Genomic DNA, 16204 nt, shown 5'->3' with positions numbered 1-16204 from the left:
ATCAATTTTGGTAACCAATATTGGTGTACCAAAAAAAGCATATGCGTTTAAAAAATAGAGAAGTAGCAAACGCGAATAGATAACTAGGATATAAACATAGGAAGTTTTATGACTATTAAGGCAAAGAAAATGGCTCCACTCTACTTTGCCGTCAGTTCAATTCTGAGCATAGGTGTATGTTCAGCGGCGACTGGCGAAGCAATACGAGTAGAGGCCGAAGATTTCGTTATGATTGGCGGAACCTTCGATGATGGCCAAATTGCTGCGGTAAGTACTTATACGGTAAATGGCGCAACCGCAATCAACTTTGTAAACAAAGGTGACTACTTAGATTATCAAGTAGACATTGCCGAAGCAGGATCTTACAGCATTGATTACTTTATTGGCACTGGTATAGCAGACGGTGCGGAAATTGAAGTGCTAGTAAAAGACGGCGGTGCTTGGGTTTCTCAAGGAAGAACCACAGTACCAGCGTCAGGTTGGGACAATTATCAAGCGCTAGATTCTAACCACTCGCTAGAGCTGCCCAGTGGCCAGGTTGATATCAGAATCTCAGCCTCTGGCACTAACGATTGGCAGTGGAATTTAGACTACTTTACCCTGCAAAAAATTGCTGACCAACCGGTAGATCCAGAACCTCCGGTGGTATTACCCCCAGAGGCGATTATTACCCAAGCGAGTAGCTTTGCGTCTAGCGGTGGCACCTTTGCCGATGGTCAACCCTCGCCTGTTAGCACCTACACCAGCAATGGTGTAAGCGCGATTAACTACATCAACAAAGGCGACTATGTTGATTACAACCTAAACATTGCAGAGTCAGGTGATTACAGTATTGAGTACTTGATTGCTACCGCAATTGATAGCGGTGCAGAAATTGAAATACTGCTAAACACTGGCAACGGGTGGACATCAGTAGGTAAATCTTCAGTAGCAGCTGGTGGCTGGGATAACTTCCAATCTCTAAAACCTAGCTACCTGTTATCCATTCCTAGTGGTTCAGTACAATTACGACTAAATGCATCAGGCAGTAATGATTGGCAGTGGAACCTAAGCAGCTTTGCTCTATTACGAGAAGCTGATATTACTGATCCAACGGACCCTACCGATCCAACCGACCCTACTGATCCAACGGACCCTACTGATCCAACGGACCCTACTGATCCGACGGACCCTACTGATCCAACTGACCCTGTTGATCCTCCCGTGGTTATTCCACCGGGTAACGGCAGTGACCCAGTACCCGTTAGTGGTAGCTTTACCCTAGAAGCCGAAAACTACCAAGCAGTGGGCGGCGAAGTTCAAATCTACGACTTGGATAACGGTAAAGCAGTCAATTACTTTAACTCTGGCGACTACTTAGAGTTTTACATTGAGCTAGAAACCGGCGGCTTATACGACGCCAGCTACCGAGTCGCTACCGGTACGCTCAGTGACACAGCCGTAGGTTTAATGGTCACCGACCACAATGGCCAATTAGCGGTTAAAAACGTAACAACAGTTAATAGCGTTGGCGGAGACTGGGATGCATTTTACACCCAACCTGGTAATGGTAAATTTAACGTCTTTAGTGGCGTAAATACTATTCGAGTTTATGGTGCAGGATCAGCAGATTTCCAGTTTAACATCGACAGCATCAGCTTTAGTCGCGTGGGTAATATTGACCTCGCAGCAGATGGTGATAACGATGGTGTGCCAGATGTTGATGACTTATGTCCTAGCAGTCCAAGTGATGAAACAGCAGACGCAAATGGCTGTACTCCATCGCAAAAAGACAGCGACGAAGACGGCATTAATGATCGCATCGATCAATGTCCAAACACGCCTCCGGGTTCTTTTGTTGACGACATAGGTTGTATTAGCACCGGTGGAGACGATGACGACTTTGATGGGATACCGAATACCATTGATCAGTGTCCTAACACCCCATTTGGTCAAAATGTTAATCCGCAAGGTTGCCCTGTTTCAGGAAGCGACGCCGATGAAGATGGCGTTGCCAACAGTGTAGATATTTGTCCAAATACATCTGCCGATGAGTTCGCCAATGCCGAAGGTTGTTCGACTTCTCAGTTAAACAATAGCCACACTGTATCGGTTAGTGTAAACGCCAACATCATGCACGAAGTAAATGGGATATCTGACTTTGGCCGTAATCGCCATATCACCATGCACAGTGCTATTTACGAGAATGATTGGAACGGCCACAGTGACCGCCTAAATTACATCGTAAATACTCTTGGTGTAACCTTAGGTCGAGACAACGGTACTGCTACATGGCGCTTTAACGAAACCGCCCAAAATCCAAACGAGGCCAATACGCCAGATTTAGATTGGATGGTTAATCGTGGTGAAGTACTGCGTAACGATTACGCAAACAATGAGTTTTATAAACGCTTCTCACCAAGTAGCACCGAACTAATTGCTGGTACTAACCCACACCCTACTTACCCTACCCTTAGCTGGTACGACAATGGCATTACTACCACTGGTTGGCAGCCGAAAACCATTGAAACCTCAGCCAAATGGATGGGCCATTACTTAGCGAATTACTACGCTAACTCGCAAAATGGAAACGTAGGCGAACCAATGCCTAAGTTCTGGGAAGTGATCAACGAACCTGACATGTTAATGAAAACCGGTCAGTTCATGGTAACTAACCAAGAAGATCTATGGCGTTATCACAAACTGGTTGCTCAAGAGATTAAGCAAGCACTGGGTGACGAAGCACCAATGATTGGCGGCATGACTTGGGGTCAGCATGACTTCTACCGTCGTGACGGTATCTCTCGCTACGCCGACGACTACCTATGTGCATGGGTAGACGAAGAAGCCTGTGAGTTATTCACCAGCAAGATGCAAACTACCGTTGATGATACCCGTGAACAAGACTGGTACCAGTGGGATGTTATGTGGCGTGGCTTTATGGAAGAAGCAGGTGCCGATATGGACTTCTACGCAGTGCATATCTACGACTGGCCAAGTGAAACAGCCGGCGGTCGCGCACCTACCGTTCGCCGTGGAGGACACGTACAAGCCATGTTAGACATGATGGAATGGTACGACGTGAACCTAGGTGGACTAGAAAACCGTAAACCGATTGTAATGTCTGAATACGGCGCAGTAAATGGTGCCTGGGACGAACTCCCACACGAAGAGCGCTACGACATAGCCAACCTTAAAGCCTTTAACGGCATGTTAATGCAATTCTTACAACGCCCAGACTACGTAATAAAGTCTATGCCGTTTACCCCAGCTAAACCACTGTGGGGATACAAGCCTGGTGGTTGTGGTTACGATGCAAGCGTTAACTGTACCGCGCCTTACCACTACTCGATGATCATGGAGTCAGAACTAAACAACGGTGATTGGCAGTGGTCTTCTTACATCAAGTTCTTTGAGTTATGGGCTGATGTAGATGGTACACGTGTTGATGCACGCTCTAGCGATCCAGATGTTCAAGTCAATGCCTACGTAGACGGCACAGAGCTGTTCGTCATCCTCAACAATCTTGAAGATTACGACACCAGTGTAAACCTAAACGTAGCGGGCTTAACTGGACTAAACGTAAGCAATGTAGAATTGCGCCAAATGTACTTCGATGGTGTAGAGCACACTAAACTAGAGCGTCGCCATAAACAGCAGCTTCCTTCTAGTTTAACGCTGGCAGGTGATGGAACAGTGGTACTGCGTTACTCATTAAGCAGCGACATAGCCGTTAACCAAAAAGTGGTTGAACGCAAATACTTTGGAGAAAGTGTTAGTGGTGGTTCAGTACCACATCGCATTAGCGTAAATGGTGGTGCTAAAACCGTTAAGGTGAATAACCTTGTCGTGCCTAGCGGTTCTGCCGATGCAATGTTACGCCTTACCGTTGCCTTGTTCCCAGACCAAGACGACCTAGAAGGTGGTTTGCTAACCATTAACTCTCTAAACGTAAATGGAAACACAGTAATAACGCCGATTGATTGGCGTGGACCAGCTAAATACTCAGCCGACCGTTACTTTGCCACCTTAGAAATTCCTGTACCGGTAGAGTACCTCTCTACCAACAACACCGTAAATGTTGATTTTAAACATAACGGTGAGCTAACCGTAGCTAGCATTGTTGTGTGGGACTTCTCCGCTCCACCGCAACGCTAAACAGTTAGCAAAATCTTGGCCCTAGCACCAAGACCGTAAGCAAAACGCCGCATCCCTGTGCGGCGTTTTTTTTAACAAACATAAATAACAACCTTAGTTCTACGACGCTGTTTTCAAGTTAGCGCTAAGGAGCGACTAAAAGGATAACTAAACCAATGAAAACGTTTAGCTTTACCACTTGCCACTCAGCCTTAGTAAAACTAAGTACAAGCAGTTTACTGGCGCTTACTCTTAGTGTACCTGCCGCCAATGCCTGGCAATGGGGCGATGCGACCAACGACAACAGCTATCAGCAGCTTAAGTCGCAAGCACAAACCGCACGCAGTCTACTAATTCAAACCATCAATCAAGCCGAGCAGCAAGGCCTTAACACCGACTACGCCAATGTATCCAAAGTGGTCATCGATCTATTTCTTAGATACGCAGAATTTGACCGGCAAAATCCGCAAGTTATTCAAGCCAAAATAGACGCTATTTGGTGGAACGAGTTCATCCCTAGCAACTACGCGCAAAACATTCCCTTTGAAGAGTTAAAAGACAGTATCACTGTAGCTGAGCGTGCTGTAGAAGAGCTGCAAGCCCAAATGAACGGCAGCTTAGTATTACAAACCCCTTACGACTTTAGCTCTGGGCCAGTTGTTCTCAAAGGTGACAAGTTCACTATTAATGACCAAGCCGTTTATCCTAGTAGCTTTAATTGGCTACCCAGTGAAGACAATTACATTGATGCCTTTGGCCGAATTGGTGGCGATTACTACCCAGTAGCAGAACTAAAAGAAAGCGGCGGCTTACATAGTTGGTCGGTTAGCGGCGCAGTAGAAGAACTGCAAAAACAAAACAGTAAGTACATGGATCCCAAAGTCTTTTTCTTGGGTTATAACGCCAGCACTTGGCAAAAAAATGCCGCGCCAGAAGCCTTTGAAACTGGCCGATACTTTGTGCCCTTCGATATAGACAACAGCAGTATTCGCAGTTGGTATCAACAACTCATGCAGCACTATATTCCTGGCACCAAAGATCAAGCTGGTCAAGGCACAAGAATTCACTTATTAGCTAACGAACCACACTTTGCTACCCGCGAGGGCGGCTGGTTAGCCGACAACGGGGTATCTGCCACCACCAAACAAAAATACCAAGATTGGCTACAACAAAAATACAGTAGCATTAGCGATTTAAACCAAAGCTATGGCACCCAATATAGTAACTTTACGCAAGCTAAAAACGGCTTAGTGTTGCCAATTGCTAAATCCCTACAAGGTGGCCCCATTTGGTACGATTGGTGCAAATTTAACATGGCGCGTGTTACCGAGTGGTTCAGTTTCTTAAAACGCAACGTTCAGCAGCACGATCCTCAAGCCAAAGTCACCATTAAAATACTGGGCTGGATCATGAGTTCAGAATGGCGAGACCATGGTATCGACATTGAAGCACTGGCCAAGCTCCAAGATGTAATGGGTTCAGATTTTAGTATGGGCCCAAGAGATTTAGTGAACTTTAAAAACAAAGAATTTGAATTTAGAGAGCGCTACAGCATTGAATGGGTAGAGCAATCTCGAGGCTTAGACTTTTATCGCAGCATAGCCCCTAACAAACCATTCTATGATTCTGAGTGGCACGGTTTATCGGCCGAATGGCAACACTTTGACATGGAACCCAGCTACGTACGCGCAAGCCTTTGGTTAGCCCACACCCACGGTATGAAAATGAATACCGCTTGGGTATGGGGCCGCAAAGACGACGGTGATCCAAGCAGCGTAAACTCAATATTTGTGTCAGAGCCAACCACCCAACCCCTCGTGATGGATGCCTACGGTCGTACCATGAAAGAGCTAAATGCTCATACCGACAGTTTCAACCAACTGGTCGATTACGACACAACATTCCGTATTTTCTATTCTGAAGATTCAGCCATTCAAGACGGCAGCTACATTGGCAAACTCACCAAAGTGTACGAAGCACTTAAAATGTTGAATGTAGATGTAGGATTCACTACCGCGTCAGAGTTAAGCAACGTAGGCGCAAACAACGTGATCATTATTCCGCCCACACCGTATTTAAGTTATTGGGAATATAAAGCACTGCAAGATAACGCCGCTGAAAAGATACTGGTTGATCGCCAAGCGTCCTTTGTTAAGAACCAACACGGCAAGCAACGTAATCAACCACAAATGCCCTCTTATGCCGATATTACCTTAAGTGGCGTATATGACATGGCAGACGAACTCGCTAGCAACGTTAACGCTTTAGCTAAGCCGCGAGTGGTAGATTTCCAAATAACCGATATGCAAAACCAAGCGGCTTATGGAGTGTTTGTTCGCCAAGCAACTGACAACAACGGCGACACGACCCTGTCGATCATTAACGTGAGTAAAGACAAACGTAAACTGCGTTTAGAGCTTCCTAATAAAGTAAAAGACTTAGTGACTGGCAATATGTTATCTCAAGGTTTTGAGTTAGCGCCTGATGATGTTTATCTGGTAAAAACCAGCCAACAAGCCACCGCAGTTAACAGCTTAACAAGCATAACCGTTCCGGCAACCATCAATGCTGGGCAGCAACTATCTGTCGGTGTTAATTACTCGGCAAACGCCCAACAAAACTTAGAGCTGCACTTGGTCAGTCGTACCACCTGGGCATCAGTGGCAAAGCAACAAAAAGTGGTTTACTCAGCAAGCAATAAAAACACGTGGTTTGATTTTGAGGTGCCTAGCGATATCCCCAGTGGCGACTACGAGTTTAGAGCCATGTTAATACCTGAAGGCCATACCTGGCGCGAGGCACATGACATACTCAACCAACAGGTGGTGGTTAACGAAAACCAAAACGGTAGTGCCATTCCAAGCGATTGGACCAACCTAGAACTCGCCCACAGTGGACGCTGTTTCGACTTAACCGGAGGCAACACCGCTAACGGCACCGGTTATCAACAATGGGATTGTAATACGTCCAACCTAAATCAACGTTTTAAGTTTGTTCCTGTCAGCGATGGGTGGAACCTCATTCAATCTCAACGAAGCGATAAGTGCGTTGATTTAGACAATGGGTCAACCGCCGATGGAGCGAAGGTGCAACAATGGAGCTGTATGCCAAACAACCAAAACCAACATTGGAAGATAAACCCGAAAGACAATGGCGGGTTTGAGTTAATCGCTCGAAAGAGTAATAAATGTATCGATGCCGAAGGTAAAGCCACCACGAATGGAACATCGCTAGTACAGTGGTCTTGTTACAACGGAGATAATCAGCAATTTACTTTTAAATAACCGTAAATACATCAAGCTTCCTGCAGGGAAGCTTGATGTTACAACATCCACTTCACAATTACATTGATTACGCTATTAAGCGTCCTTAGTTACCCTTAATTTACGCGCACCTTTACCAGCTTAGCGGCTGGTATTAGAGCAAATGATGGAAAGAATATCGCTAACGTTTTGACAAACGGGCTTTGTTACTGCCCTGCCTTTAATCTCTTTAGCCATGCCCTCCTCAATGGTTCCTATGCTACCCCATCGCGCAGACTTAGAAAAAGCACTGGTAGTACCTTTAATTTATATAGTAATTTGCATAACGGTTCGTTCAATAAGCATGCATTGTTGCCGAGGTAGTGAAAAGTTTTTCCTTGAGCAAATTTCAGTGGGTGTAGGCTCTAGCCTAGCCACCAAGTTAGTTTGAGACTTTTCCATCCTTCCGCTATACCGAAACCTTAGCTTCTTGCTCTCTAACAAACTCATACATAGCATTTATTTCAAGACCGTTAGAGTAATACTAAATGGAGTCCAACTAGTTGTGACTAATTTTTTTCCAATTGAATCGGCTTGGTTTACACACAAGATTTGCTTGTCAAATCAAAAATCAAAAAAAATAACATAAAATCAGATGGTTAATATACAGCGTGTATTGCCCCTCACTGCTACAGCGTATAAATGAAAAAACTCGTCAACAGGTGACCGATTCACTATTCGTAATATTTAATGCACTACACTTACCTTAATGACTATTAAGTTAATTGCGTTGATTGAGAAATCACAGCAAGTATTTTACTAGCTTTCCTCCAATCGTTCGTACCAGGAAAGCACCAACAGGAAAGGATTAACAGACTATTTATAACAAGATGGAAGTTAGAATGAAAAATGGCACAAGTAGTAGTGTTGTACTAAATGCGACGGAACTTAAAATACTTAGAAAAAAAAAGGACTCTCACAAGAAAAATTAGCAGAAAAGAGTTCTGAAATTCGAAATCCAATATCTTGCTCATCAATTAAAAGAGCCGAACTAGGGTATAAAATATCACTTAGAACCGCTCGAAGTATTTGTGATTTTTACTCAAAATCAATGGATGAATTAATTTCAACTGAAAATGATATAAATATTGATATGCTAGAAATTCAAAGACTAAGTACTCTAATAGTGTGGAAAAACGTCTTAAACCTGTCAAAAGATAAACATCAATCAAGGGTAAAATCAGCCTGTTACAAGCTACTTATAGAGATTCATGGCTCTAGTGACTCCTCAGTTAATTCGGCTTGCATTAGTAAAAACCTAAATAGTTTAAAAACTTAATTGACACCAAACTGATACTGATAACAAAACCCAAGTCACTATAGTGAATTACATCAACTAACCATATTTAAATAAGGGGAGTTGTTGTAATTCACTATAGCTATGGAGCCAATTGTCATGAGTAATAGCGGGAATATCAATTTCTCTTTTATCCACGAGTTAGAGGGGTTCTCTCTCACCGGATATGTACCAGATCCCAAACATAGTCGGTCTGGTGTAACAATAGGAGCAGGCTTTGATATTGGTCAGTGTTCTATTGATGAACTAGAAAAGGCATTCACTCCCCATCTAACTATGAAACTACGACCGTATACGGGGCTGATTAAAGATAAAGCAGAAAGAGTCTTACGTGAAAAGCCTTTAATTATTACTTCCGATGAAGCGCAACAAATAACAAGTTATGCCGCACGAAGGACACTTCATAGATTGACCAAAGAGTGGGCTCAAAGTAACGCAAAAACACCTTTTAAAGACCTCCCATCTCCCTGCGCAACAGTAATAACTTCGTTGTATTTTCAATATGGCAGCTTATCAAAGAGAACTCCAAATTTTTGGCGCCAAGTCACAACTAATGACTGGAGATCAGCGCTAAGCAACCTCAGAAACTTTGGAGATAAATACTCTTCAAGGAGAAATAAAGAGGCCGATTTACTTCAATCTTGGCTTGACGTTAACCATTCACAAGCAACTAGGAACTAACTATGTCCAGTTCAAATTTAACTTTACAAAACCTCGTAGAAGCAATCATGAATTCCATTTCTGATGCTCAAGACCAGATTGAACGCCAAACATTGGACAACATCAATGAATGGTTTGATGACGAAGGCCGCCCCAAAACAGTCATTTTTAAAGTTCCATCTCTACATCCTGATGATGTTGAGTCTAGAAAAAATGGCGGGGAATTAGTGGAACGGGAAATCGAAGTCCCTTTACTAACACTAATGCAAAAAAACCCAATAAAAATTAAGAAACTAACGTCCAAATTTGATATCAGCCTTGGTGGAGTTGAAATTCAAGAAAACCAAGGAGACACATCAAAAACCCTTATTGGGTCTGAAACAACCAAACGAATTCGCAAAATTCTTTCTACTGATTTGTTTACTGGTAGCGCAAAGGAGAGCAGTAAACCTCGCCAAGCCAGTATGGAAATTGAGTTTGAAAGTAGTGAGCCTACAGAAGCATTTCTAAAGATTCAGAATGACCTTCTTAGGCTTTTTTAACCCCAAGCATAAAATAAAGGAACTACTATGGGTGAATTAGTAAAAATGTCAGACCAATTTGGCGGTTTACCAATGGATCAATTAATTGGTGGTCCGCTAACAGCGGCATGTGATGCTCAGGTCTCTTTGGCGAGAGCAACATCAGACTTTATCGAAACTGTCGGATTTGAAGACGGTAAAGTTCGCTATGTCGATTTTAAGTTCGATAAAATAGAGGAGGATCCCCAAGCCGACGGTTCATTGAAGCGAGTAAAACGAGAATACAGCCTAAACATTCCATTTGTTGCAATAGTATCAGTGCCAACACTTCAGGTCAGCGAAGTCGACGTTAACTTTATGATGGAAGTAAAATCATCATTTAGTGAACAAACGAAAGATGCGCGCCAAGCATCTTTCGAAGCCGAAGGCTCTGGTGGTATAGGCCCTTTCAAAGTCCGAGTAAAAGTTCAAGGTTCAATTTCCTCGAGCAAGGACACACAGCGCTCTTCTGATAATTCAGCCAAATACGAAGTATCAGTAAAAGCGCGCCAATCGGGCACTCCTGAGGGGTTATCTCGTGTACTTGATATTTTACAACAATCAATCACGCCGGTTCCAACTTCAGAGCCGATTGAAGAAATATCAAGTCAACCAGCCTAGTTAAAAAAGCTTAGGTACACACTAGGGCTCTCTAGCTGGAGAGCCTTTCACAAATTTGTTAACCAAGGATAAGGATATGTTTAATTCAAATGCTTCCCAATTAAATACCTTTGATGTCACAGACGTTGGTTTTTTGGAGCGCATAGTAGTGGGAACAACTGACCCTGCAAGCATGCCAACCGAAGAAGAGACTCAAGACAAAATGACAGTTTTGAATCGTTGTTTATCTGAGTACCCCAAAGGCCGAATTATCGGGATAGAGCGCAGTTTCTCTGTAGTTCGAATCGGTGAGCATCAAGTGGTTTTGGAGGCTGTTGTTTACCATGTGGGCTTTAAAAAGGCTCCATTGTGGCTTGAAGAGAACAAACAAGAGTCCAGCCGATTTAAAGTCGATCCACAAAAGGTTAACGATATCATCCATCAATATTAGTCATTAATAAAACAAATGCACTGAAAACTTAAGGAAAATAAAATGACACAATTAATAAAAAGAACCTCTGCCAATAGTATGGATATTTACTGTTACGATGATGAAACCGAAGCCGTTGAGGTAAACGAAACTCTCCACAATATTATCAGAGAGTTTAATACAAGAATGAACGTTTGGGTTATAACAGGTACCCATGGAAACGTGAATGGCGAAGTTGAACCCGAGTACAAAGATAAGGACTTTAAGAAAGAAGACCTTGATAGTGCCAATGTCACTAGTAAAAATATTCACATAATGGACTATCATCTATTGGCACCTAATAGATGGGAAGCTCTTAAAAACAAGCCTGCTGCAACCAATGTAGCTGTTTTGGCTTTCTGCTATAGCTCTCAATGGCTAGAAAATGATGATATTCTCGGAAACAACAACAAACTGTAATCTATATTATTAGAAAATAGTTAGTATGAAGAACTTAAAAATAAAGCCGTCAATTCCATGGCGGCTTTCATATATTTTTTAGTTTTAGGTTTGAGATAAATATAGTAAGTTATTTCACCCAAAGCATATACAAATCAACACTTTTCACAAAAAATATGTATTACAAATTAAGCAATTTGATGTAAAATCTATTCTTTATCTTGCCTATGCTGTCATGCCACGTTTTACACCATCTACATTAATTACGCTGTTGGGCGTATTTTTAGTTGCCCTTAATTTACGCGCACCTTTTACCAGCTTAGCGCCGGTATTAGAGCAAGTGATGGAAAGCTTATCGCTAACGGCGTCACAGGCTGGGTTTATTACCGCCCTACCCTTAATCTCTTTAGCCGTATTCTCTTCAATGGCGCCTAAGCTCTCCCATCGCATAGGTTTAGAGAAAGCGCTGGTAGTATCTTTAATCTGTATAGCAATTGGCATAGCGGTTCGTTCATTGGGCAATGTATCACCACTTTATCTAGGCACGGTGATCCTGGGGGCCGGTATTGCCTTTGGTAATGTATTGTTGCCCGCAGTAGTGAAAAAGTTTTTCCCCGAGCGAATTTCCGAAGTCTCATCACTATACATTTTTGTTATGGGTGTAGGCTCTACATTGGCTGCAAGCTTAATGGTACCCTTATCTCATCAAGCACCTGCCCAGTTATTTGGTTGGCAGTTTTCGCTGGCTTTTACTCTCACTTTTCCAATTGCAGCACTAATGTTTTGGTTACCAAGCTTATCTGCTCAGTCAAAATCCAAGCAACACCAAAGCGAAAAAGACGCAACAGAGCACACGCCGCTGTCCTCTCTTTTACGCTCGCCAGTGGCTTGGTTTGTAACCTTAGCGCTAGGTATTAACTCGTTCACCTTTTATGCTTTTGCCGGGTGGCTGCCTAAAATCCTTAACGACGTTGGCTACAGCGAATTAGATGCTGGCTATATTTACGGTTTTTTGCAGTTTTCTACCATGGTGCCTGGCTTAGCACTCATGCCTATTTTAGCAAGAGTACGCAATCATGCCTTGCTTATAGGCCTGTGTGCTTCTGGCGTTGTATTCAGTTTACTTGGCACGATAGTGGCGCCTAATTTGGCCATTATGTGGGTGGGGTTATTTGGTTTAAGTAACTGCTCTACCTTTATTATTGCGCTAAGTTTTATCGGCCATAAAACCTCTAATACTCAGCAAGCGGCTGCTTTGTCGGGCATGTCTCAAAGCATTGGTTACGCGCTAGCAGCTACTGGCCCATCGCTAATTGGCTTTATTCACACAAGCAGTGGTAACTGGCAATGGCCAATTATTACCATCGCCCTATTTGCGGTGGCGTGTACGGTGTTTTCAGTACTTGCCGCTAAAGGGAAAAGGCTAAAGCTTAACAGTAAGAGAAAGCAAAACCCTAACACTTAGCCTTTCTTAACCACCTACCGCTTAACAGCTCAAGCAACTAAAGGAAGTTAGGCAGAGGTAACTACAACAAAACCAGTAGCTAGCAAGGCTGGTTTTGTTATTTAAAAGCGGCAAATTATTCATTAGGTATAAAATGAGTGGCGCATATTTTGTTGCCGTCTGGGTCACGTAAGTAAGCCAAGTAAAGCTGGCGCGGCGCTTTACCTCTCACCCCCGGCGGATCTTCAATCGCTGTTCCGCCGTGTGCTAACCCTATGCGATGCCACTCGTTTATAATCTCTGGACTACAGGAAATAAAGCCAACGGTCATGCCGTTGCCGATACTGGCGGCTTCACCATCTATAGGTTTAGTGAGGCCCAACACTCCAGACGCGGTGGCATACATACAACGCCCTTTGGGGTCTATCACGCCTTTGTTGTATCCGAGTACCAACATAATTTCATCATAAAAAGCTTTCGAACGTGTCAGATCATTAGTACCAATCATCACGTGACTAAACATAACTTATCCTTAAGGTTAAACGTCTACTGCTTATCAAGTTAAAACAGTAACAACTCTAGAAATAGAACGATATTGCGATTACAGCGAGCTGCCTAAAAATCACTAAATGAGGTTTGAGCCTCACTGGCTAAACAGTAAAACTTAGGCCTTTATATTTGCCAATAAAGCGATTACTTCTTCAGTTTCTGCCGGCCTCACTATGCGCGCCACCTCTTTTCCAGACTCAAGCAAAATTAAAGTTGGCCAAAGCTTTACCTTAAACGAACGACCTAAGCGCTTTCCCTTACCGTCAAACACTTTTATGTGTGGTAAACCTGCCTTAGATAACACCGATTCAACAGCAAGTGCAGCCGCTTTACAGTGGCCACACCACGTTGCGCCGAATTCAAGTATTGCGTAGCCGCTAAGCTCAGCCACCTCTTCAATGCTGGGGGCGTCTTCTTGGTATTCAGGGTTAAAACCTGTGTGGCTTGCTTTCATGCTATTTTCCTATGCGATTACAAAATAATTAACGCGACTCAGCGCTTTTAGTAAGCTAAGCCCTTTTGGGTTAATGTTCAAATTCACCCGTTTTTAAAAACAGCTTCACTTGTTTTATTACGTCATCATTTTTCATCATAAAGGTGTGAGTAACCGGCATAACAACATGGTCTGTCATGCCCTCAACTTTTGTTCGCTCAACGGAAACCTTTCCATCATCAGGGTTGGGTAGCATTAACGAGAGAAAGGGATTAAAGGTAGAACTGCCCGCGATAATGCCAACGGGATAAGTCACCGGGCCAATAGAGTTTGGCAAGCTGTCATCTTCTGTCCCGAGTTGCATGCCAGCAGGGCCATTAACCAACTCAAAACCTGGTACATTTTTAAGCCTATCAACAACCTCACTGCCCTTATTTGGAGGCCCTAACATCACCACGCGGCCAAGCTCATTAAGCCTGTTTTCTCTCAAATACTTTCGCAATACAATACCGCCAAGCGAGTGAGTAACAAAATTTACCGGTTTAGCACTACCACATGCTTCTAATGCTTTAGTAACGTGTAACTCGGATATTGCTTCAATATCTAGGCGAGTAGATGGATAATCATAGTTAGAAACAATATACCCTTCTTCCTCTAGTACTTTGGCAAGTTTACCCATAGAACTCTCTGAGCGGGCCATTCCATGAAGTAAAACCACGCACTCGTCGGCCAACACAGAGTTGCTTGAAATCAAGAGCAAGATAGCGATAACTACAGTCTTTGTTATGCCGAATTTTACACTTTCCAGTTGCTTAGACATGAGCAGAAAATGGGATAATTGCTGTTTAATATTAACGTACCGAGTCATTGATGTTTAAACGGAGACAAAGCCACCTAATCTGATTGGCAAACAAAGCGCGATAGGGATTTTTTCTAGGCATTTTTATTTGACTCTGACCCCTTTTATTACTTTTATTATGACCCCTTTTTTTATTTTGTCGTCTTGCTGTTGTGTAGATTTCATTTTTAACCTTGTAATTTCGCCCAAAGTAACGGAAAGCTTAAGCCTTAGATATCGGCCTCAACTGCCCACTTAATCGCTCTTTCTAAGCGTTCATTACCCCAAAAAAGCTCGCTACCGACATAAAAAGAAGGCGCACCAAAAATTCCACGCTCAATCGCCTCTTCGGTTTGTTCTCTCAGCATTAACTTAGCCTCTGCAGTGACCGCTTCCCTCATCACTAAGGAAACATCTGCCCCAACAGCACCAAGGCAACGTTCGATTACGCTTGAAGATGAGATATCTTGGTTATGCTCAAAATTAGCAGAGTAAACTAACCTTACGAACTTCGGAACCCAAGGTGCTTCAGAAAATCTAGTTGTAACGCGGGCTGCTAACAATCCATTTTGCGGAAATTTTACGGGGCGGCTAAATGGAAGATTGGAATCGCGACAAATTCTCGCCATATCTTTCCACATGTATTCACCTTTAGCGGGATAGACATTAAAAGGTGAATCATTCATACCCTGTTTATTGAAGATTGCCCCCAACAGAAAAGGCCGCCACACAATACTTACATTTTTATCGGCCGCCACAGACTCAATACGCATTGCCGCAGGATAGGAGTATGTACTAGCATAATCAAACCAAAACTCAATGTTCACTATGCACTCCTCTAGAAGCTAAACGCCTAGTTAAGCCAATGACTTAAGCGAATACTATTTGTTGTTTTCTTTATCCGCCAGATACTTAGTAATTAATTGAGGAATATGTAGCCCTGTCTTGCGAACAAGATACCAATCTATAGCAGCCAGGATAACCAAACCTATTATCATTCCCATTTTCAATTCTCCATGTACTTTGAAATACAAATCTATCAAATGGTTAAGAAAAACACTTTGAACCTAAATGCACTATTGATATTAGATCTGGATAATTACCTTTATTCCGTAGACATAATGACTCCCCAAGAAGGTGCTGTTCTACAACTTCGTGGGTTAGCTGAAAGCCAGAGCCATAATAGTTAATGATAATAAACTAGATTGGAGATCAGCATGAATAAACATAACATACTTTTTATTGGCCTAGATACTCACAAAGAGTTTGTTGAAGTCGCCTATATTGAAGACCAACGCGGGGCGCAAGCGGTTCACTTCGGCAGAATATCTAGCGCTAAAGCCGCCATTGTTAAACTGGCCAAACAGCTTCACTCTAAATACCCAAGAGCCACCTTACACTTTGTCTATGAAGCGGGGCCTTGCGGTTACTGGATATACCGCCTGCTCACCAGCCTTGGCCATTGTTGCTATGTGGTCGCCCCGTCACTTATCCCTAAAAAGCCAGGCGATAAGATAAAAACCGATAAGCGTGATGC

At 43.1% G+C, this 16204-nt stretch carries 13 protein-coding genes and 1 pseudogene; 10 read left to right on the top strand and 4 right to left on the bottom strand.

Features of this window, described 5'->3' with window-relative positions; translation table 11 throughout:
* The first annotated feature begins 108 nt into the window (after nt 1–108).
* From FFR00_RS20490 to FFR00_RS20455, 9 genes and pseudogenes are all read left to right on the top strand, one after another.
* Entirely contained in the window at nt 109–4137 is a 4029-nt protein-coding gene (locus FFR00_RS20490) for a carbohydrate-binding protein (RefSeq protein ID WP_137675283.1), read from the top strand.
* 155 nt (nt 4138–4292) lie between these two features.
* Complete coding sequence (locus tag FFR00_RS20485) at nt 4293–7400, top strand: RICIN domain-containing protein (protein WP_137675282.1); 3108 nt, start codon at nt 4293–4295, stop codon at nt 7398–7400.
* 931 nt (nt 7401–8331) lie between these two features.
* A pseudogene (locus FFR00_RS22075) lies at nt 8332–8697 on the top strand (hypothetical protein); the annotation flags it as partial.
* Between the two features lie 117 nt (nt 8698–8814).
* Nucleotides 8815–9396 carry a pesticin C-terminus-like muramidase gene (locus FFR00_RS20480; protein WP_137675281.1) on the top strand — a complete coding sequence of 194 codons (582 nt, stop codon included), beginning with the start codon at nt 8815–8817 and terminating at the stop codon, nt 9394–9396.
* Between the two features lie 2 nt (nt 9397–9398).
* Entirely contained in the window at nt 9399–9917 is a 519-nt protein-coding gene (locus FFR00_RS20475) for a DUF2589 domain-containing protein (RefSeq protein WP_137675280.1), read from the top strand.
* Between the two features lie 27 nt (nt 9918–9944).
* On the top strand, nt 9945–10556 hold the full coding sequence (locus tag FFR00_RS20470) for a DUF2589 domain-containing protein (RefSeq protein ID WP_137675279.1): 612 nt from the start codon (nt 9945–9947) through the stop codon (nt 10554–10556).
* 76 nt (nt 10557–10632) lie between these two features.
* Entirely contained in the window at nt 10633–10986 is a 354-nt protein-coding gene (locus FFR00_RS20465; protein ID WP_137675278.1) for a hypothetical protein, read from the top strand.
* A 42-nt stretch (nt 10987–11028) separates the two neighbouring features.
* Nucleotides 11029–11424, top strand: coding sequence for a hypothetical protein (locus FFR00_RS20460; RefSeq protein WP_137675277.1), 396 nt, complete (start codon nt 11029–11031; stop codon nt 11422–11424).
* Nucleotides 11425–11638: 214 nt separating this feature from the next.
* Entirely contained in the window at nt 11639–12868 is a 1230-nt protein-coding gene (locus FFR00_RS20455) for an MFS transporter (protein WP_137675276.1), read from the top strand.
* A 115-nt stretch (nt 12869–12983) separates the two neighbouring features.
* Here the strand turns inward: FFR00_RS20455 and FFR00_RS20450 are convergent, their stop codons facing one another.
* The 4 genes from FFR00_RS20450 to FFR00_RS20435 all read right to left on the bottom strand — a co-directional run bounded on the left by FFR00_RS20450 (nt 12984) and on the right by FFR00_RS20435 (nt 15494).
* A complete protein-coding gene (locus FFR00_RS20450) occupies nt 12984–13370 on the bottom strand; it encodes a VOC family protein (RefSeq protein ID WP_137675275.1) in 387 nt (128 codons plus the stop codon).
* A 141-nt stretch (nt 13371–13511) separates the two neighbouring features.
* On the bottom strand, nt 13512–13850 hold the full coding sequence (locus tag FFR00_RS20445; RefSeq protein ID WP_137675274.1) for a thioredoxin family protein: 339 nt from the start codon (nt 13848–13850) through the stop codon (nt 13512–13514).
* Between the two features lie 70 nt (nt 13851–13920).
* A complete protein-coding gene (locus FFR00_RS20440; RefSeq protein ID WP_161985218.1) occupies nt 13921–14649 on the bottom strand; it encodes a triacylglycerol lipase in 729 nt (242 codons plus the stop codon).
* Between the two features lie 248 nt (nt 14650–14897).
* Nucleotides 14898–15494, bottom strand: coding sequence for a 2-hydroxychromene-2-carboxylate isomerase (locus FFR00_RS20435; RefSeq protein ID WP_137675273.1), 597 nt, complete (start codon nt 15492–15494; stop codon nt 14898–14900).
* Nucleotides 15495–15884: 390 nt separating this feature from the next.
* Between FFR00_RS20435 and FFR00_RS20430 the strand changes: the two genes are divergently transcribed.
* Nucleotides 15885–16204 (top strand): transposase (locus tag FFR00_RS20430; protein WP_137675272.1); only part of this gene is annotated, 320 nt, incomplete at its 3' end.

Origin of the sequence: Agarivorans sp. Toyoura001 (assembly GCF_005405585.1) — a bacterium.
GTDB lineage: Bacteria > Pseudomonadota > Gammaproteobacteria > Enterobacterales > Celerinatantimonadaceae > Agarivorans.
The sequence above is the reverse complement of the archived record's forward strand: the minus strand, read 5'-3'. Positions and strand labels throughout refer to the sequence as shown.